Consider the following 18,278-nt stretch of genomic DNA (forward strand, 5'->3'; position numbering starts at 1 on the left):
CGCGCTGATCTGACCCACGGGAGGCCCTGTGCCGCCCCGGGGTCGCGCGTCCGCGCTCCGCGTCTTCCGTGAGTCTCAGGTCCGCCGGGACCGGCGAGGCCGGTTCGCGCGGCAGAACGGCGTTGGTGGCGCGGCCAACGCCGCCGGCCGCCACCGGGCAGGCCGCCCAGCTACGGCAGGTCCGACACGTGCGCAGGCCGACGCCGCAGAGGCTCGGCTACGCGGCTACTTCGGGGACCGGCTGCACGTCGAAGACCGCGACCATCCGGCGATCCGGCAGCATCTGGTCGACCTCGACCGGTTGCCGCCGCAGCATCTGCGCCGGCTCGCCGCATGGTTCGCCGAGTACGACGGTGGCGGCATCTACATGGCCGACCGGCCCCATGTGCTCGACGTGCTCGACCGGGACGAGATGCGCCGCAAGTTCGCTGATGGCCGCACCGACGACGCCGCCGGCATGTACTTCAACGTGGAGCGGGTCATCTCGATGACCGCGAACCGGGCCCGGTCCGGCTCGATGGCCGCCCACGAGTTCGGCCATGCGTTCGACGACAGCCTGCACTGGGTGTCGCAGCATCCCCGCCACCCGTTCCGGAACATGGCCCGGCGGGCGGCACGGCGCGGCCAGCTTCTGCCCTACTTCGCGCAGGAACCCCCCGGCGATCGCATGCGCGGGGCACGAGAGACCTTCGCCGAGTCGTACGCCCAGTGGGCGCTGTACCGCGACGCCCCCGACCGGGCACTCCGCATCGCCGACGAGCTCGGCGCCCCGACCGGCACACCGCGGGAACGGGCAGCCGCCTGGGATCTTGGACGGGACATCGGTGAATGGTTCGACACGTTGGCCTAACATCATCAGCTATGGCAGTAGCTGAGCGTAAGCCCGACGGTGGCATCGAAGTCCCCGCCACGGTCCAGGGCGACGGGTTCACCGGCGACGGTGTCACAGTCCTGTACCCGGGCGACGAGGGATATGACCAGTACGACCGCTGGCTGAAGGGCCGCGGCCAGTAGCAGCACCTGGGAGGCCGTGTGCCTCCCTCCCCGGATGACGGCACACCCCACGCCGGCCCGGTAGGGCGCCGCTACCGCCGCGCAGAGGAAAGCCTGCTGCGTCGGATCGCCTCCGCGCTCGCATCGGCCGGTGGGGACATAGCCCGCGCGCTGGCCCACCTCGGCCCGCTGCGCGCACTCGGCCGCCGACTCCTCGCCCGGCTCGAAGCCGAGAACAAGCACGAGATACCGCGGCTGATCGTGGAGGCCTACCAGGCCGGCGCCGAGCAGGCCGCACGCGAGACGGACGCCGCACGGCGCCGTGAACGCCAAGGGCAGCCGGGCGACGACTACGGCCTGCCCGACACCCCGCCCGGCACCACCCGCCCGCCAACACCACCCGGCCGCGACCGGTCGCCGCTTCCCGGCCCGCCCGACGAGCTCGTCCGGAACCTGCTGGCGCGGCTGCACGGCGAGGTACATCCGCAGGTCCTCCGCAGCGTTGACGATGCGTACCGGCGGGTGATCGCCGAGACGTACACGCCTGTGCTGACCGGTGATCTGACCCGGCTGCAGGCGTCGCAGCATGCCCTCGACCGGCTCGCCGCCCAGGGCGTCAGCGGGTTTGTCGACCGGGCAGGCCGCAACTGGAACTTGGCCACGTACGTCGAGATGGCGATGCGGACCGCGACCCAGCGCGCCGCCATCGCCGGAGCCTTGGACCGGTACCGGGCAGACGGGATCGACCTGGCGTTCGTCCCGCGTATCCCGCACGGCTGCCCAGTGTGTGCCCCGTTCGAGGGCCGGATCCTCGCCCTACGCGACGGCGTCCCGGCGCCGCGCGGGGTGACGCTCGCCGGAACGGTTACCCAGGCCATGGCCGCAGGTCTGTTTCACGCCAACTGTCGCCACAATCTCGCCCCCTGGGTCCGCGGGGTGCACATCGACCGGGCCGACTACGACCCGCAGGGCTACAAGGACCGGCAACGGCAACGTGAGCTCGAGCGGCGGGTACGCCGCGCGAGACTCCGCGAGGCCGTCGCCGTCACCGACACGGCCCGCACCGCAGCCAGGCAGGACATCCGCCGCAGGCAGAAAGACATCCGCGACTTCCTCGCGACCCATCCCGAACAGAGGCGCCAGGCGCGCCGCGAGCAGCTCATCGGCGTGTACGACCTGCCGTCCGGCAGGCATGTCCGCGCCATCTGAACACCCCCGGTTGGAGCGTTCTCGTGTCCCGTGGCCGCGCATCCGCGCTCACCCGCATGTCCCGCAGCAGCGGCGCGAAGTGCGGTTTCCCGAAGGACAACGGGATGCCCTGCCAGAACCCGGTTGCCGCACCGGGGATGCGCTGCCACCTGCACCGGAACGCGAAGATCGGCGGCACCCGACCCGGCACCACAGGCCCCACCGGCGGGCGCGCCAACGACGTCACCGATCCCACCCCGCAGCCCCCGGCCGGCAGGCAGACCCGGCAGGGCGGCCCCGCCGATGCGCTGCGCCGCACGGTCGGCCGCTACAACCAGGCCCAGGAACGTGACCAGCAGGTGGCGGAACTGCGCCGGATGGGGCTCGACCCGGCACCCGTCCGGGGCCGCGGTGGTGTCGCCAACCTCCGCCGCGCATTGGAACGTGACCAGCGGCAGCAGCAGCGGGCCACCCGCGGCGGCGACGCGGCGGAGCCCACCCCGCAGCCACCGGCCCGGGTCAGCGACACCAGCCGCCGCAAGGACGCCGACGAGCTCGCCCAGCAGTACGCCCGGACCGTCCGTGCGGAGGAGTACGCCGCGCAGTTGGAGCGTCAGCCCGACGCCGACCCCCACGAGCTGGCGAACGCCCGCGCCAACGCCGCGGATCACCACGCGTCCCGTGACCGCATGGAAGCGTCGATTGCCGAGAGCAACGCGCACCCGGACGACCGGGCGGCATGGGACGAGCTCGCCGCGCAGATCCGCACGGGCGACTACGCGGCCGAGAACAACATCACCGCGGATACAAACCTCGGTGGCCGGCACACCCGGGCCGCGTACGAGCGGTCTCAGGCGAAGCGTGCCGCCGCCCGCGCCGGCGCCGAAAAGTCCACCCCTACGCCCACGCCGGCGCCGGGTGGGGCGCTGACGCTCGACGCGGTGAAGGCGACCGGTGACCCGGACGCCGCCGCGGCGCTGCTCGCCACCATGAAGGCCGGCGAGCTCCGCGAGTGGGCGAAGGCCAACGGACTGACCGCGGGCCGGGGCACCAAGGCGGAGATGGCCGGGAGTCTGGCCCGTCAGGCACTCGCCGCCCAGATTCGGACCAGGGCGATGACCGAAGCTGGCGACGGCGATCTCGGGTACAACGCCGACCATGCCCGCGCACAGCGGGAACGGGCGTTGCGCCAGGGTACGGAGCTCGGTGCCGGCCCGGCCCGCCCCGAACCGCCCACCCCGCCCAAGCCCGCCCGTGCCCGCACCGCGCGGGGTACCCGGCCGATGCCGACCATGGACGAGCTGCACGCAGCCTCCAACCGGCAGGCTGCGGAGGAGATGCTCGGCGACGTCAAGGTCGCAGACCTGCGGGCGTTCGCGAAGGAACACAACATCTCGCTGCCCGCCGGCAACAAGGCCCGGATGGTCGAGGGGCTCGTCAACGTCACCCTGGGCCCGAGGTTCCGCCGCGACGCAATGCACGAGGTCGGCGACGGCGATCTGGGATTCGACCGGGATGCCGAGCGGAAGCAGCGCGCCAGGCTCGCCGGCCGCGGCACCGCCACGCCTGAGCCGAAGCCGACCCGGCACGAGCGGGACGTCTCCGACCCGACCCCGCCCCGCCCCACCCCAGTCGTCGGCCCGGGTACGGACAACCATGCCGACACCCCGGCTCCGACAGCGGACGAGATTCGGGCGTTCCGGCAGGCAGAAAAGACCGTCGCCGGGTACCTGAAGCGCAAGAGCGCGAACCCGGCCGTGTCCGCACGCCCGGCGACGCTCACCCGCGCGCGTGAGCTCGGACTGATCGACGATGCGGGACAGCTCACCCCCCGCGGGCGGGCGTTCGCCGCTGAGACGCCACGCAAGACCCCGACGCGGAACGCCGCGCCGTCCGCGACCCGCCGTGACGGCCGCCAGACCTCGGGCGGAAACCAGGTCACCCGGCCCACTCCGCAGAAGCCTGTCCGTGTCGACCCGGCCCCGCCAGCAGGTGACACGCCGACCGGTGCGCTACCGGCCCGGCAGCCGCAGACCCGACCATCCGGCACACCGACATTGACCGCCGCCGACCTGCGGCGCATCAGTGACCGTGCCGGCATGGTCGAAACCCCCGACGGGCCCGGACGAGTCTTCGGGACGCCGGACGCCGGATGGGTCACCGTCGGGATCTACCAGCGTGGCGGCAACACCCGTGACTTCCTTGTCGAGCAGTACAAGCTCAGCGACCTGTGGGAGGCCTCCGATCACATCGACGGCCAGGCCGACATGTTCGCCGACCTGGCCGTGAACGAGAAGACCGCGGGTAGCCGGCAGCGGGCGCAGGACCGTGCGATCGCCGCGAACCTTCCGATCCTTGCCAGGCAGAAGAAGGCGAAGGAACCCTCCGACGCGGCAAAGAGGGAGTACCGGGAGAACCGGGCCCGCCTCGCCCGGGAGATAGCCAACGCGGAAGACCTCACTCCCGAGCAGTCCGCGACGATCGACGCGGCCGGCGGGCGGGACGCCTACATCAACCAGCGGGCACACGAGATCGTCGCGAAGAAGTACAAGATCGACACTGGGTCGAACACCCGCTTCGACGGCGGGCCACTCGCAGCCAAGCGCAAGGAGAAGGCCGCGCAGGAAGCGGCGGCGGCCGAGAAACGCGCCGCACGCGCGAAGGACGCCGGTGCCCGGCTGGACGGGGCCCGCACCGCACCCGAGATGCGGGAAGCTCTACGAGGGGTCTCCGACGCGGATCTTCGGGAGCTTGCCAAGGCGAAGATGCTCCGCGTGGGCCCTCGGGAGGACCTCGCCGCCGCGCTGATCTCCCACCGGGAGGGCATGGTCCGCCATGAGGCGCAGATGCGGGCTCAGGCCCGGGTGAAAGCCGGGATCGACGCGGCGACGGACCGTGCCGGCATCGAAAAAGCCCTCGGGGAACTGAGCGAGTGGGAACTCAAGGATTTCGTGTGGCGCAAGAATATCCGGGTTCCTGGCCGTGACGGTCTCCCGGAGAAGAACCCGACCCGCAGGCAGATCGTCGACACGATCACCCGCGACACCCTGCCCGCAGACCATCCAGACTTGCATGTGATGCCCGCGGTACCCGGGTCACGTGAGGACGCGGACCGCCGTTACGCGGCGTTCGGGCCCAACGCGCGGGCGGACGTCGACCGGATCACCAGCATGCTGGCTACGCCGGCCGAGGGCAGGCGGGACAGCACTGTCATCGCCCTTGCGGACAGCGACCCGGCCCGGCTTCGGGTGGCCGCCGGCCGGATGGAGAACCCGCGGATCACCGGCTGGGACACGATGCGGCACGGCGAGCTGGTCGCAGAGATGGCCAGCAGGCAGCAGGGCGCCCGCTGGTCCGGCAAGGCCGAGTCGGCCGCCTACCAGGAGGCCGCATCCCCGGCCGTCATCTCCGCCACCCGGGAACTCGCCCAGGGCGGGGCGAAGGCCCGTCGCACCCTCAACGGCATGTCCACCGCGCAGGTTCGGGCGGTCGGAATGCGCCGCGGTGTCCCCGCATGGTCGGCCATGTCGAAGGCGGATCTGATCGGCCGGCTCATCGCCGACGCGCGCAGCTGACCCGGGGGGTAGCCGATGTCTGGCGGGGTGAGGGTCCGTTCCGAGTGGACCGGAAACCGGATCATCAGCCGGGTGCCGATGGTCCGCCGCCAGGCGGTCAAACGGGCCGCCTATTCCTGGTTCGCACGCACACAGGCCGTGGTCCCGCTCGACGAGGGCACCCTTCAAAGGTCCGGGAAGGTCGAGCTGGACGGCGGTTCCGCATCCATCGTGTACGGCACCCCGTACGGCATGGTGCAGCACGAGCGGCTTGATTTCCACCATGCGCCAGGCCGCACCGCGAAATACATCACCAGCGTCGCCGAGCCGATGACCCTTACGGCAATCATCGCTGGCGAGCTGCGCCGCCTATTTCACTGAAAGGGCGCCAGCAATGGCCCGTCGTTTCATCTCCCCGGCTACCCGCGCGGCGATCGCCCGCGGGCTGACCGAGTATTACCGCACCCACGGCCGGCAAGGTGCTGGCGCCGCGTCGGTACGCCGCGCCAGCACCACCTACAAGGAAGTCCGGGGTGCGGAGCGACGCGAGGCCCGACAGTCCACCAGCCCCAGCGGGCAGCGGCGGAACCGGACCACCCGCACAGACCGGGTCGTGCACCGTGCCGGCCAGCTGGCCCGGCTCCGCGAGTCCCGCGTCGATGAGCTGCGCCGGCGGGAACGGGAGGACCGGGCAGAGAACCGCCCACCGCGGCCCCCGGTGCGGCGTAACCCGCCGCCTCGCAGGCGCCCAGCCCCCGCGAGCTGAGTCAAGCCTGCCCGTCACTTTCCAATCCGCTTTCAAGGCCCGGCCTGGTGCCGGGCTTTTCTCATGTCCAGCCCCAGGAGGGCTTTGTGACCACTCCCGTCCCGCCCACGACCCCGCCGACCGCCCCGGCTGACCAGCCGGGTCAGGTGGTGATTGCCCCCGCGCAGAACATTCCCGCCGCTCCGTCCGCACCGCAGGTGCCGGCCGGATGGGCGGACCCCTACGCCGGCCAGGTGCCGGCCGCCCCCCAGTTCACCCAGCCTGCCCCGGCACGCCGGCCGAGCCCGGCGGACATGCCTGCACGCAGGCCCGCGCCGCAGGACGACGACGGCGACGGCTGGGACAGCGATCCCGCGCCGCGCCAGCGTGCCCGCTCTCGCGGACGGGCCCGCGACGACTACGACACCGACGGGCTCGACGGCGACGACGGCGGCCGGGAGCCGCTACCCCGCTCCGTACAGAACCTGGTCGGTCGGCTCCGCGACGAGAACGCCGGCCATCGCGTACGCGCCCGCGACGCATCCGACCGGTACGACGCCCTCGTTTCCACCATGGCCGAGGCGCTCGACCTGGACCCGACCGACATCACCCCCGACTCGGTGACCGAGATCCTCGGTACCGCGGCGGATGAGGCCCGGCAGTCCCACCTGGAGCGGCATGCAGGGCGTGCCGCGTTCCGCGCGGGTGCGGACGTCGACGGCCTGCTCGACAGCGGCAAGTTCACCGCGAAGCTCGACAAGCTCGACCCGTTCAGCGAGGACTTCGCCGAGAAGGTCAACGACCTGGTCGCCGACTTCCTCGACGAGAACCCGCGCTTCGCACTCTCACCGGCAGGACAGGGCCAGGCGCCCGCTCCGGTCCCCGCCCGGTCCAGCGCGGATATGCCCGGCGGCGCCGGCAACCCGCAGCTGATCACTGAGGCGGATCTCGACCACATGAGCCCGGAGGAGATCAACACCGCTCGCCTGAACGGCGAGTTGGACCATCTCCTGTAACACCCCGGGCGCCTTTCCCGCCTGAAATGGAAAACCGCCAATGGCGATTGTGCGTTTCAAGCCGCAGATCTGGGTTGCGGCTCTCCTCGAATCCATCAAGAAGAACCTGGTCTACGCCGAGCTGTGTAACCGGGATTACGAGGGTGAGATTCGCGCCGCGGGTGACACCGTGCGTATCACCTCGATTTCCCGGCCGTCGATCAGCACCTACGCGCGCAACACGGATATCAGCTACGAGGAGCTGACCGACGCGCAAAGGACGCTGGTGGTCGACCAGGAAAAGTACTGGGGTTTCACCATCGACGACGTCGATGCGGCCCAGGCCCGCGCCAGCGTGGTTTCGGAGGCGATGGCGGAGGCTTCTTACGCCCTCGCGGACACCGTCGACCAGTTCGTCGCCGGGCTGTACACGCAGGTCAACACCGCCAACCAGCTCGGTACGGTCTCCGTCACCACCGCCGACCTGGCGTACACCCAGCTGCGGCTGCTCAGCCTGAAGCTGGACGAGGCGAACATCCCCACTGCGGGCCGGTGGGTGGTTGTCCCGCCGTGGTACCACTCCCTGCTTCTCGAAAACTCGAAGTTCGTCAACTACCAGAACTCGAACTCGACCGAGCCGCTTTACAACGGCCGTGTCGGGCGGGCGCTGGGATTCGACATTCGGATGAGCAACAACGTGCCGCTGGTGACGGGCGACGACTACGCCGTGATCGCCGGCACGAACCGGGCGATGACGTTCGCGCAGCAGATGATGAAGACCGAGGCGGGGCGGTCCGAGAAGCGTTTCGGGGACTGGATGCGTGGCCTCGCCGTGTACGGCGCGAAGGTGCTGCGTCCGGAGGGTCTCGCGACGGTAATCGCGTCGCAGACCTGATTTCTCTCCGCATTCCCTGGCGGGCCGGAGGAGTCGCTTCTCCGGCCCGCTTGCCGCTCTTCAGCCTCTTTCTCTCCTGGAGCTTTTCATGGCTCGTACTGCTGTGGCCTACAGCAACCTTGTGTCGAACGGAAACCTCGCGCAGCCCGCGGGCACCGCGCTCGACGCGACGAACGACCACGTGATCAACGCGGCGGATCCGGAATACACCCTCCTGCGGGTCACGAACACGGACGGGTCCGCGCACACCCTCACCATCAAGGCTGGGACCTACCCGCCCGCGTGGGCGAAGGGTCTCGGCGACCTCACCGTCTCCATCGCGGCCACCACGGGTGTGCAGTTCATTGGCCCGTTCGAGAGCGGCCGATTCCTGCGGTCCGACGGAACGATGTGGATCGACGTGGAGACGTCCCACGCCGGGACCATCACCGCGTTCCGGCTCCCGAAGGCGGCCTGACTCATGGCCGACCGGACACCGCAGACCGTCTTCCTGGAGTACGGCGGGCGCACGCACGAGCACGACTGGCCGCTGACCGAGGTCCTCGCCTACCAGATGGCGAAGGGCCTGGTCCGGCAGGCATCCCAGCCGGGCCCGGCGTCCTGGTACCGCCCGCCGGAGGCGGATGACGAGGCGGACGCGACCCCGGGGCCACCCGCGCCGCTGACGCGGGAGCTCCCGCCGCACCGCAACGCCACGAAGGCCGACTGGGTCGGGTTCGCGGTGCGCACGACCGGCATCTCCGTCGACGAGGCCGACGCGATGACGAAGGCCGACCTGATCGAGCGATTCGGGGGCTGACCGATGGCTGACCCACGTCCGGTGCAGGAGGAGGTCTCAGGGCTCACATCCGGCCATGACGACCATCACGAGGCACTGGCGTGGGTCGCCAACCGGGCCCTGCTCGTCGACGAGGAGGAACCCGGCCTCGGCGCGGCCGACGTCCGGGCCACGCTCGGTCTCGGATCCGCAGCGACACAGCCGGCCGGCGCGTTCGACGCTGCTGGAACCGCCGCCGCGGCGACGGCAGCCCTGGCCGCCACGCTGGGAGACGCGGCCACCTTGGACGTGGGCACCGGCGCCGGTGACGTCGCCGCCGGCGCCCACGCCGCGCAGCACGCCGCGAACGGGGCCGACCCGGTCACCCCTGCGTCGATCGGCGCGCCCACGTCGAGCGCGGTCACGGCCGCGCTGGCAGGCAAGGCGGATGTTCACAGCCACCCGTACCAGCCGGCCGACGACGACCTGACCGCGTTCGCCAGCCTCACCCCGAACAACGATGACTTTGTCCAGCGCAAGAGCGGCCTGTGGGTGAACCGCAGCATCGCGCAGGTCAAAGCCGATCTTGCCGTGTCCAAGTCGGATGTTGGCCTGGGCAACGTTGACAACACGTCCGACGCGAACAAGCCGATCAGCACGGCGGTTCAGGCCGCGCTCGACGGCAAGGCGTCGACCTCGCACACCCACACCATCCCGTACGAGGTGCCGTTCTCCCGCAGCGGTGTGGTCACGATCTTCTCGGGTGGCGGGGTCTGGATCGCGTCCCGGACGTGGACGATCGTCGGGGTTCGGATCTGGGTGGTCACCGCGCCGACCGGAACCTCGGTCATCGGTGACATCACCGTCAACGGCACCAGCATCTTCACCGGGGTCACCGCCAACCGGCCGACGATCACCGTCGGGCAGGTCACCGCCGTGTCCGGTGCGCCGGCCGCCGGCTCCGTCACCCTCACCGCCGGCCAGATCGTCGCCCCGGCGATCGTGCAGGCCGACAGCGACGCCGTGGCCGCAGAGCTCGGCTTCTCACTGCTGCTGTCCGCGGCGGTGTAAATGCGCCTCAACCAGCCGGCGTACACGCAGTATCACGCGGGGACTGCCGGCGTCACCGACGTCACTGTCACCTTGCCGCAGGCCACCCAGGCCGGGGCGTTCGTGGTCGTCGCGGTCAACGCCGGCGCGGTCGCGACGGTGCAGATCGGCAGCTCGGGCGGCACATCGCTCACCAAGCGCACGGAACGTTCGCTCGGCAACGTCGAGGAGTCCTGCCACGACGGGTCGGTGCCGACCGGCACCACGACTCTCAATGTTCATCTCAGTGCCGCGAGCCAGTCCGCGCGGATCACCGTGCTGGAGTTCGCCGCCGCGGTCACGTTCGCCACCGCGGTCACCTCGAACTCGTACATCACCCAGACCGTGGCCACCCGCCGGGCGTCCGCCGCCGCCAGCGCGGTACTCACCGGCGACGCGGTGATGATCGGCTCGGTTGTCGTCGACAACTCGACCACCGCCGGCGCCCGGCCCCTGGCGATGAGCCCCCATGCGGAGCTTGTGCACGTCGGCACCGCCACCGGCGCCGGCCGGCAGTTCTACTCCGCCCACGGAATCGCCGACGTCAAGGCTGCGGAAGCGTGGCCATGGTCGGGCACGACCGGAACCTACCGGCAGGAGAGCTCCACCGGTAACAGCGGCCTGGGCATCTATATGGCCTGCTGGTACTACACGGACACCAGCGGCCAGCCGACCGTCATCTCCGGCCAGGCAGCCCCCAACCCGGTGGTGGTCGCCAACAGGGAGGCCGGCGACTACTACACCACCTGGACAGTCTCATCCACCGCCCTGTCAGGGGTGATCGCCGGCTACTCGGATCGGCACTCCGTCGCCGCCGGCTCCACGATCAACTTCGCGGTCGACAGCGGCGGGGCCGCGTTCACCTGCAACGTCTACCGGCTCGCCCATCAGGGATCCGACCTGATGGGCGCCCGACTGGTCGCTTCCCCGACCTGCACCACGCAGAGCCAGCCGGCACCCACGGTGCACAGCACGCTGGGATCCACGTCCTGCGCGTGGACGAACAACGTGGCATGGACGGTTCCCAGCTACGCCCAGTCCGGTTTCTACGTCGCGCTGTTCAACACCGGAAGCTCGTTCTTCCAGGTGCCTTTCGTGGTCAAGCCTGCGAAACGGCAGCGAGGCAAAGTCACCGTCATCTGGCCTGCCGCCACGGCTCACGCCTACAACCCGTTCGGTGCGACCAGCGACACCACCACCGGAACGGGTCGCAGCCTGTACGGCGCTAACCAGGACGATCAGATCGGGCATCGCTGCTACGCGGTGTCGTTCAACCGGCCTTTCGGGACGCTCACCGGCCGCAAACAGACCTGGTTCATGGATTCGTTCTACGGCCTGATCCAGTTCCTTGAGGCGATGGGGTATGACCTCGAATACTACGCCGACACCGATCTGGGGACGGATCCGTATCTGCTCAATGGCAGCCGGCTCATCGTCATGGCCGGACACCAGGAGTATTACTCGTTGGCAATGCGGCGTTGCCTGAACAATGCTCTCGCGGCCCGGGTGAACCTGGCCGTCTTCGGTGCGAACATCATGCACTGGCGGGTGCGGTTCGACTCGGACACCAACCCGCGGATCATGTACTGCTACAAGGACAGCTACCTCAGCGCGGGCTTCGACGGAACCACCCTGGTCGACCCGGTCGAGTACACGGGGATCTGGCGGGATACCCGCAGACTGGCCAGCCCGTTCAACCCATACCGCCTGCCCGAAATGATCGACATTCTCGGCTATTTCGGGGCGTCCGGGCCGCTGAACCAGAACCTGGTTGTGCCCAGCTCGTACAAGACGCTGCCGTGCTGGCGGAACAGTGCGGCCGGGGATTCCACCTTCACCAGCGGTATCGGGTACGAGGCCGATTTCGACGGGTTCGACGTTTCCGAGCCGGTGAACCGGGTGGCACTGTCGGCCACCACGTTCAGTATCACCACCGGCGCCGGCCCCAACGGCCCGCCGTACACCAGCACCGGGAGTCGCACACACCATATGCAGCTCGCACAGCTGCAATCGGGTGCGAAGGTGTTCGCCGCGGGAACGTGGCAGCTTCCCTGGGCTGGTATGGGTCGCTGGTACAACAACGTGTTCAACTCGGGCGCCACCCCCGTTCCGGACCTGCAGAACTTTGTCGTCTGCATGCTCGCCGACCTTGATGCGCAGCCGACCACGCTGCGCGTCATGCAGCCCGGAACGGACAGCACCGCCCCGTCATCCCCGGGCGCGGCCCGGCCCATGTCGGCGTACGGGCTGACCCCGGTCGGGGCCAGCTGCGGGCCGATCCGCATCTGAGGAGGTTGCCGTGGATCCGTTCCTTGCCGCGTTCACGTCCTACTGGCCGCGTGGCGGTGACGAGCTCGAACCGACCCGCGGATCTCTCGCGGCGGCGGTCAGTCGCCGCGGTGGTCTCGCCGTCACCGTCGTCTGATTGGAGCTGTGCTGTGGCCGCTGACCTGTTTCCGATCGGTGGGGTGACCGAGCTCCGCACGCTGGTGCGGGACGCGGCCGACGTGCTGGTCGACCCGGCGTCGATCATGCTGACGATCAAGCTGCCGGACGGCACACTGATCGTGGTCGCGGCCGGGGGGCTCACCCGCACCAGCGCCGGCACGTACCTGTATCTGCACACCAACACCGCGGCCGGCCGGCACACCGCCGAGTACCTGACGACCACCCCGCACGACCGGATCGGGTTCGAATGGGACGTCGAAAGCTCCCTCCTCGACACCGCGGTGTACGCGCCGGTGTACGCGACCCCTGCCGACTATCGGCAGGTAACCGGCCAGGTTCCGCCCGGCGACGTCGTCCGGAAGCTGTCGGATGCTTCCGAGCTGGTCGACGATCTGCTGGTCGGCGCCGTGTACGACGTCGACGAAGACACCGAGCTCCCGACCGATCCGAAGGTGGCCCGCGCGCTGATGCGGGCGGTCTGTCAGCAGGTCCGCTGGTGGGCCCTCACCGGTGACCCGCACGGGGTGACCACGGCTTTCCCGTCGATGTCGATCGGATCCGTCTCGCTGTCCCGGGGTGGTGGGGCCGCGTCAGGTGGTGTCCCCACCGCCGCGGACCGGATGGCCCCCGAAGCGTTCACCACACTTCGGGCCGCCGGGCTCCTCCCGCTCTACCCGATCACCACGGGGTGAGTGGCAGGGGCAGGGGCAGCCCCCCGTGTACTGGCACAGGCCGCCGCAGTTCTCCGCCTCGCATGGTCCGTACACGGCGCCGTTGACGCACTGCCACCACTCACCGTCATAGCCGCAGAGGCAGGGGGCACCCCGGCGATACGCGCGGGCGAGATCGTCATGGCTGGGCCTGCTCGGAATGCTGGCCACCGCAGCGTCAGGGAAAGCGCCGAAGTGGGGCGTGACGGGTTCGAGCCACACCTGACCGCCAGGGAGCCAGATCGCGCGCGCGACACCCACGCAGTCACCGTGTGCGGCGTGCGGGTCTGGATGTCCGCACCAGGACGTCGGCGCGGCGGCCTCTTCCATGCCACTCCCATCGCGGGCGGCCGGCCACGGCGGGGTCCTCGCTGTGTCGACCGTGCTGCCCAGGCGAGGCCTCGGACCCGTTTCGCCCGCTAGCAGGACTCGGCCGCGCTTTCGCCGCCCACGGTACCGCCGGCGGGCGCCCCGGGTTGTATGTGCGCCCGCGGCGGCCAGCCCCCAACCAGTGACCGGCGACACAGGGGAGCCCCGTGGATCTGCCTGAGTTCCTGCTGCGGTTCACCGCGGCGATCGAGCCCTACCAGGGGGCCGGCGCGTACGGCCCGGTACACGGCCCCGCGGTGACGGTCCGCTGCTTCGCCGAGCACCGGCGCACCCTCACCGTCGACCGCGAGTCGAAACGGGTCACCGCGAACACCACCGTGTGGTTTTCGCTGGGCACCGTCTGCCCGGCCGAGTCGATGGTGACGATCTTCGCGGCCGACGGGTCGGTGATGGCGCCCCGGGCGCGGGTCCTCACCTCCAACCGCCGTGACGGCGGAGGTCTCCCCACCCCCGATCACCTCGAAATCACCCTCCAGTGAGGAGCTCACCGCCATGGCGCGCACCGACATTTCCGCGGGCACTCTCACCCCTACGGGCGTCGACCCGTTCCCGTCGTCCGGGGACGCAGCCAACGGGCACCAGTTCACGTACTCGACATCGCGGATGTTCTGCGTCCGCAACGGTTCCGGGGCGTCGATCACGGTCACCGTGCGAGCCAACGGCACCGTCGACGGCCTGACCGTCCCCGACCGGACCGTGACCGTCGCAGCCGGCGCGTCCCGGCTGATCGACACCCGGGCCAGCATCTACCGGCAGAACGACGGCTACGTGTACATCGACCTGTCGTCGTCGACAACCGTCGTCGTCGGGGTGGTCGATCTGGGCCGGGCGACCTGATGCTGTCCGCGGGTGTCGCCGAGCTGCTCGGCACCACCGTCCCCGGCCTGAGCTGGGAGCCGGGCGGCATCTACGCGGACACCCAGATCGGTGTGACAGTCGAGCAGCTCCCCACCTCCCCGGATCTCGCGGTTGCGGTACTCACCGCCACCGGCGGCCATTCGGACAGCGCACTGCCCTGGGACAACCCCGGGTTGCAGGTCCGGGTTCGGGGAGACCGTGACCCGCGGACCTCATGGCAGATCGCCAAGGACTGCTATTCGGCGCTGCAGGGCCTGGAAAACCTGACGCTGCCCGATGGCACCTGGCTCGGCCTGGCGGTGTGCGACGGCCAGCCGATCCCGTCCGCTCCGGACGAGTCCGGACGTTGGCAGTGGGTCATCACGGTGACCTGCGACATCGCCGCGCCAACCGCGCACCGCTACTAGCCCCCTCCCTTCCCCCTCTCCACCCATCGACCCCGCCACCTGGCGGGGTTTTCGCGTTTCTGGAGCCGGCATGACAGCTATCCAGATCCCGGCGCGGAGCCTGATCGTGCAGGTCAGGGCCGCGGACGGGTCCACCTATCTGCCCGTCAAGGGCATCACCTCATGGACGGTCAACCCGGCCGAGGGTGAGGAGACCACCGACACCACGACCTACGACTCCAACGGCAACGCGGAGTCGCGCAAGATGCAGATCGGCAAGTCGATGGCCGGCGAAGGCAAGATGATCAAGGACCATGCGACAGGGGTCCAGGACGCCGGCCAGGCCCGCATCGAAGTTCTCGCCGACAGCCTCGCCGAAGACTCGGTAGGCCGGATCCGCTTCCGCCACCCGATGGAAAGCGTCTGGAAGATCTGGGACGTCATCGTCTCCATCGGGGAGCAGGGCGGCGGCAACAACGACATGACCGGCTGGTCATGCACGTTCACCCGCACCGGCGCGAGCACGACGGCGAGTGCCCCGTGAACCGCAACGCGGGCCGCGTGGTGGGCGACGACGACGAGACGCGAGTCGACCCGGACGAGATCGAACCCTCTGACCGGGACGACCGGGACGACCGGGACGAGATCGAAGACTTTGACGTCTACTGGGCCGAGCACGGTGTCGAGCCGGAGGTCCGCCGCGCGCGGATCCTCGGCGTGGAGGTCGAAGTCCCGACCGATCTGCCGCTGGAAGTGGAGGCCATCGTTCAGCGGGACGCGGGCCAGCTGACCAGCGACGACGTTGACCGTGTCGTCACGCTGATCTTCGGCGCGGACGTGTTCGAGCAGTGGATCGACGCCGGGATCACGTCGAACCAGTTCCCCGTCATCTGCGCGTGGGGCATGGCCAACGGCGCCGGTAGGCGGGTGACGTTCGCCGAGGCCGCGGAGCTCGTTGCCGAGCAGAACGCCGCCCGCCCTACCAACCGGGCGGAGCGCCGCGCGGCGAACAGCCCCCGTGGATCCGCTTCTGGCCGTTCGTCGTCGCGGACTTCGCGCGCGAGTACCACCTCAGCGCGTCGGAGATAGCCGGCCTGTCCTGGCGGCATTTCTGCTGGCTTCTCGGCGGCCTGTCGCCGGATGCGGTGTACCGGCAGATGGTCCGCCGGGCACCCAAGGTGCTCCGCGACGACGACGCCATCCGCCATCTGATCTCCACACGCATGTGACCTGACCCGGGAGGTATCCCATGGCAGGGCAGGCGCGTGATGCCCGTGGCCGGTTCACCCGCTCCGGCGGGGGTGGGGTCAACGTCGGCAGGCTGTTCGCCACCTTGGACCTGGACACGTCCAGGTTCACGCGCGGACTCACCTCGGCCGGCTCGATGTTCAAAATGTTCGGCCAGGGCCTCGGGTCGATCGTCTCCTACGCCGGCGCCGCCGCGTCGGCGCTGCAGACCCTTTCCGGTGCCGGCGCCGTCCTCGGGTCGATCGCCCCCGCGGCGCTGCTCGCGGTGCCCGCCGTGATGGGTCTCGCGCAGGCCTTCGGCACGCTGAAGCTCGCTTTCAGCGGGGTCGGATCCGCCCTGTCCGCCGGCATGAAAGCGGCCAAGGGCGGCGGCGGTGGTGGCGGCGGCGGGGACACGGCCGCCGCAGCCAAGCAGCGCGCGCAGGCGATCAAAGACGCCGAATGGTCGCTGATGCTGTCGCGTGAGCGGGCAGCCGAGGCGATGCAGCAGGCGGAGCGGAACAACGTCTCGGCCCAGCGGGAAGCCGCCGCCGCGCAGCGGGACCTGAACCGGGCCCGTGAGGACGCGCTGCAGCGGTTGGAGGATCTGCGCCGGGAAGTCGAGCGGGGCAGCCTCGACGAGCGGGAAGCGGCGCTGTCACTGCGGGATGCCGAACGCGAGCTCGCCCGGGTGCAGGGGTCCGGCACATCCACCGCGGACGACCGTGAGCGGGCCATCCTCGGCTATGAAAGGGCGAAAAACGCCCTTGCTGACACCCGCGAGGAGATCGGGAAGAACAAGGCCGAACTGGCCGACGCGACCGCGAAGGGCGTCGACGGTTCGGACGAGGTCGTCGCCGCACAGGAGCGTGTGCAGGAGTCGGCCGCCGCCATCGTAGAGACGCAGCTCGACGGGCAGCGCAGCGTCCGGGACGCGCTGCACGCGGTCGAGCAGGCGGAGCGCAGCCTGCAGTCCGCCCGCGAGCAGTCCGCGGCCTCGGCCGCCGGCGGTGTCGACGCCTACGCCGATGCACTGAAAGACCTGCCGGCGAAGACGCAGGCGTTCGTGAAATTCCTGGTCGGGCTGAAGCCGCAGTTCGACCGGCTCAAAGAGGCCGCGTCGGAAATGTTCCCAGGCATGACCGCCGGCATCAAGGGTCTGCTGCCGAACCTCCCCATCCTCGAAGAGGGGATCCGGAAGACCGCCCTGGAGATCGGCGGTATGGCGGAGCAGGCCGGGAGGGTGTTCTCCACGGCCCAGTTCCAGGCCGACCTGACAAAGATCATGGACAACAACGCCGTAGCGACCGGCAACCTGTTCGGCGCCCTCGGCAACGTTGTCCGCGGACTGTTCTCGATAGGTGCGGCAGGGGCACCGATCCTCCGAGAAATGTCCAACTCCCTGCTCATAATCACCGGCAGGTTCACCGACTGGGCGGATCGCGCGAACCAAAGCGGCGATATGACCGGGTGGATCGAGACAGCTGTCCTCAACCTGAAGCAGCTGGGCAGGATCGTCGAAGACATCGGCAAGGGTTTCGGGAACCTTCTCGGTGCCTTTTCGAGTAGCGGCGGCGGTGTCCTCAACACGCTGGAGTCGCTCTCTTCCGCGTTTCTCAGATTCACGGAGAACAAGGCCGTCCTTGAGATTGTCCGCCAGCTGGCGGCAGCTTTCTCCGGAACTCTCGGTTCCGCCCTTGAGACCGTGTTCAAGGTGCTTGAGCAGCTGCTACCCAGCATCCAGCAGCTTGCGCCGATGTTCACGGAACTGATGCCCATCTTCATGCTTTTCGCGACCGGCCCCCTCGGTCCGTTCCTGAAGATCCTGGGCGCGGTCGGGCTGATGGGCCCCGCTCTCACCGAATTGGCGAAGCCGGTCGGGCAGTTGGCGGTGGCCTTCGGTAAGGGCCTTTCGGAGATCATGAAGGCGCTCGAACCGACGATCTTCATGATCGCTCAGGCGCTCGGCAAGGTCTTTGTTGCGATAGCACCACTTCTCCCGATGGTCGGTCAGCTGGTCGGGGTCTTCCTGCAGCTGATAGG

19 protein-coding genes and 1 pseudogene are annotated in these 18,278 nt (G+C 69.8%); all 20 read left to right on the top strand.

What is annotated here, in order from left to right:
• The first annotated feature begins 28 nt into the window (after window positions 1-28).
• On the top strand, window positions 29-850 hold the full coding sequence (locus FREUN1FDRAFT_RS32050) for a hypothetical protein (protein ID WP_006544489.1): 822 nt from the start codon (window positions 29-31) through the stop codon (window positions 848-850).
• Window positions 851-861: 11 nt separating this feature from the next.
• Complete coding sequence (locus tag FREUN1FDRAFT_RS44470; protein ID WP_006544490.1) at window positions 862-1,014, top strand: hypothetical protein; 153 nt, start codon at window positions 862-864, stop codon at window positions 1,012-1,014.
• Window positions 1,015-1,032: 18 nt separating this feature from the next.
• Window positions 1,033-2,202, top strand: a complete 1,170-nt coding sequence (locus FREUN1FDRAFT_RS40350; RefSeq protein ID WP_006544491.1) for a phage minor capsid protein — start codon at window positions 1,033-1,035, stop codon at window positions 2,200-2,202.
• 23 nt (window positions 2,203-2,225) lie between these two features.
• Complete coding sequence (locus FREUN1FDRAFT_RS32060; protein WP_006544492.1) at window positions 2,226-5,756, top strand: hypothetical protein; 3,531 nt, start codon at window positions 2,226-2,228, stop codon at window positions 5,754-5,756.
• Between the two features lie 27 nt (window positions 5,757-5,783).
• Window positions 5,784-6,116: a hypothetical protein gene (locus FREUN1FDRAFT_RS32065; protein WP_050796128.1), complete on the top strand. Its 333-nt coding sequence runs from the start codon at window positions 5,784-5,786 to the stop codon at window positions 6,114-6,116.
• Window positions 6,117-6,129: 13 nt separating this feature from the next.
• Complete coding sequence (locus tag FREUN1FDRAFT_RS44475) at window positions 6,130-6,501, top strand: hypothetical protein (RefSeq protein WP_006544494.1); 372 nt, start codon at window positions 6,130-6,132, stop codon at window positions 6,499-6,501.
• 86 nt (window positions 6,502-6,587) lie between these two features.
• Window positions 6,588-7,496 carry a hypothetical protein gene (locus FREUN1FDRAFT_RS32070; protein WP_006544495.1) on the top strand — a complete coding sequence of 303 codons (909 nt, stop codon included), beginning with the start codon at window positions 6,588-6,590 and terminating at the stop codon, window positions 7,494-7,496.
• A gap of 40 nt (window positions 7,497-7,536) precedes the next feature.
• Window positions 7,537-8,370, top strand: a complete 834-nt coding sequence (locus FREUN1FDRAFT_RS32075) for a phage capsid protein (RefSeq protein WP_006544496.1) — start codon at window positions 7,537-7,539, stop codon at window positions 8,368-8,370.
• 88 nt (window positions 8,371-8,458) lie between these two features.
• The gene (locus FREUN1FDRAFT_RS32080; protein WP_006544497.1) at window positions 8,459-8,827 is read left to right on the top strand and encodes a hypothetical protein; all 369 of its coding nucleotides are present in this window, start codon (window positions 8,459-8,461) and stop codon (window positions 8,825-8,827) included.
• Between the two features lie 3 nt (window positions 8,828-8,830).
• On the top strand, window positions 8,831-9,169 hold the full coding sequence (locus FREUN1FDRAFT_RS32085) for a hypothetical protein (RefSeq protein WP_006544498.1): 339 nt from the start codon (window positions 8,831-8,833) through the stop codon (window positions 9,167-9,169).
• A gap of 3 nt (window positions 9,170-9,172) precedes the next feature.
• The gene (locus FREUN1FDRAFT_RS32090) at window positions 9,173-10,198 is read left to right on the top strand and encodes a hypothetical protein (protein ID WP_006544499.1); all 1,026 of its coding nucleotides are present in this window, start codon (window positions 9,173-9,175) and stop codon (window positions 10,196-10,198) included.
• Window positions 10,199-12,505 carry a N,N-dimethylformamidase beta subunit family domain-containing protein gene (locus FREUN1FDRAFT_RS32095; RefSeq protein ID WP_006544500.1) on the top strand — a complete coding sequence of 769 codons (2,307 nt, stop codon included), beginning with the start codon at window positions 10,199-10,201 and terminating at the stop codon, window positions 12,503-12,505.
• A gap of 10 nt (window positions 12,506-12,515) precedes the next feature.
• On the top strand, window positions 12,516-12,641 hold the full coding sequence (locus tag FREUN1FDRAFT_RS47565) for a hypothetical protein (RefSeq protein WP_006544501.1): 126 nt from the start codon (window positions 12,516-12,518) through the stop codon (window positions 12,639-12,641).
• A gap of 13 nt (window positions 12,642-12,654) precedes the next feature.
• Window positions 12,655-13,356, top strand: a complete 702-nt coding sequence (locus FREUN1FDRAFT_RS43175; protein ID WP_006544502.1) for a hypothetical protein — start codon at window positions 12,655-12,657, stop codon at window positions 13,354-13,356.
• A 554-nt stretch (window positions 13,357-13,910) separates the two neighbouring features.
• The gene (locus tag FREUN1FDRAFT_RS32105; protein ID WP_006544504.1) at window positions 13,911-14,243 is read left to right on the top strand and encodes a hypothetical protein; all 333 of its coding nucleotides are present in this window, start codon (window positions 13,911-13,913) and stop codon (window positions 14,241-14,243) included.
• Window positions 14,244-14,256: 13 nt separating this feature from the next.
• On the top strand, window positions 14,257-14,601 hold the full coding sequence (locus tag FREUN1FDRAFT_RS32110; RefSeq protein WP_006544505.1) for a hypothetical protein: 345 nt from the start codon (window positions 14,257-14,259) through the stop codon (window positions 14,599-14,601).
• On the top strand, window positions 14,601-15,029 hold the full coding sequence (locus FREUN1FDRAFT_RS32115; protein ID WP_006544506.1) for a minor capsid protein: 429 nt from the start codon (window positions 14,601-14,603) through the stop codon (window positions 15,027-15,029). The genes FREUN1FDRAFT_RS32110 and FREUN1FDRAFT_RS32115 overlap by 1 nt, the downstream gene beginning before the upstream one ends.
• Before the next feature lie 70 nt (window positions 15,030-15,099).
• The gene (locus FREUN1FDRAFT_RS32120) at window positions 15,100-15,552 is read left to right on the top strand and encodes a phage tail tube protein (protein WP_006544507.1); all 453 of its coding nucleotides are present in this window, start codon (window positions 15,100-15,102) and stop codon (window positions 15,550-15,552) included.
• Window positions 15,549-16,097: a hypothetical protein gene (locus FREUN1FDRAFT_RS32125; RefSeq protein ID WP_006544508.1), complete on the top strand. Its 549-nt coding sequence runs from the start codon at window positions 15,549-15,551 to the stop codon at window positions 16,095-16,097. Before FREUN1FDRAFT_RS32120 ends, FREUN1FDRAFT_RS32125 begins: the two co-directional genes overlap by 4 nt.
• 433 nt (window positions 16,098-16,530) lie before the next feature.
• Window positions 16,531-18,278 (top strand): annotated as a pseudogene (locus FREUN1FDRAFT_RS32130) (hypothetical protein); the annotation flags it as partial.

The organism is Parafrankia sp. EUN1f, assembly GCF_000177675.1.
Taxonomy (GTDB): Bacteria; Actinomycetota; Actinomycetes; order Frankiales; family Frankiaceae; genus Parafrankia.

What these genes read in the sequence shown, in the direction of transcription:
- FREUN1FDRAFT_RS44470 (WP_006544490.1), top strand. Translation starts at nt 862, where the DNA reads ATGGCAGTAGCTGAGCGTAAGCCCGACGGTGGCATCGAAGTCCCCGCC.
- FREUN1FDRAFT_RS44475 (WP_006544494.1), top strand. Translation starts at nt 6,130, where the DNA reads ATGGCCCGTCGTTTCATCTCCCCGGCTACCCGCGCGGCGATCGCCCGC.
- FREUN1FDRAFT_RS32080 (WP_006544497.1), top strand. Translation starts at nt 8,459, where the DNA reads ATGGCTCGTACTGCTGTGGCCTACAGCAACCTTGTGTCGAACGGAAAC.
- FREUN1FDRAFT_RS32075 (WP_006544496.1), top strand. Translation starts at nt 7,537, where the DNA reads ATGGCGATTGTGCGTTTCAAGCCGCAGATCTGGGTTGCGGCTCTCCTC.
- FREUN1FDRAFT_RS32095 (WP_006544500.1), top strand. Translation starts at nt 10,199, where the DNA reads ATGCGCCTCAACCAGCCGGCGTACACGCAGTATCACGCGGGGACTGCC.
- FREUN1FDRAFT_RS32120 (WP_006544507.1), top strand. Translation starts at nt 15,100, where the DNA reads ATGACAGCTATCCAGATCCCGGCGCGGAGCCTGATCGTGCAGGTCAGG.
- FREUN1FDRAFT_RS32090 (WP_006544499.1), top strand. Translation starts at nt 9,173, where the DNA reads ATGGCTGACCCACGTCCGGTGCAGGAGGAGGTCTCAGGGCTCACATCC.
- FREUN1FDRAFT_RS32110 (WP_006544505.1), top strand. Translation starts at nt 14,257, where the DNA reads ATGGCGCGCACCGACATTTCCGCGGGCACTCTCACCCCTACGGGCGTC.
- FREUN1FDRAFT_RS32115 (WP_006544506.1), top strand. Translation starts at nt 14,601, where the DNA reads ATGCTGTCCGCGGGTGTCGCCGAGCTGCTCGGCACCACCGTCCCCGGC.
- FREUN1FDRAFT_RS32085 (WP_006544498.1), top strand. Translation starts at nt 8,831, where the DNA reads ATGGCCGACCGGACACCGCAGACCGTCTTCCTGGAGTACGGCGGGCGC.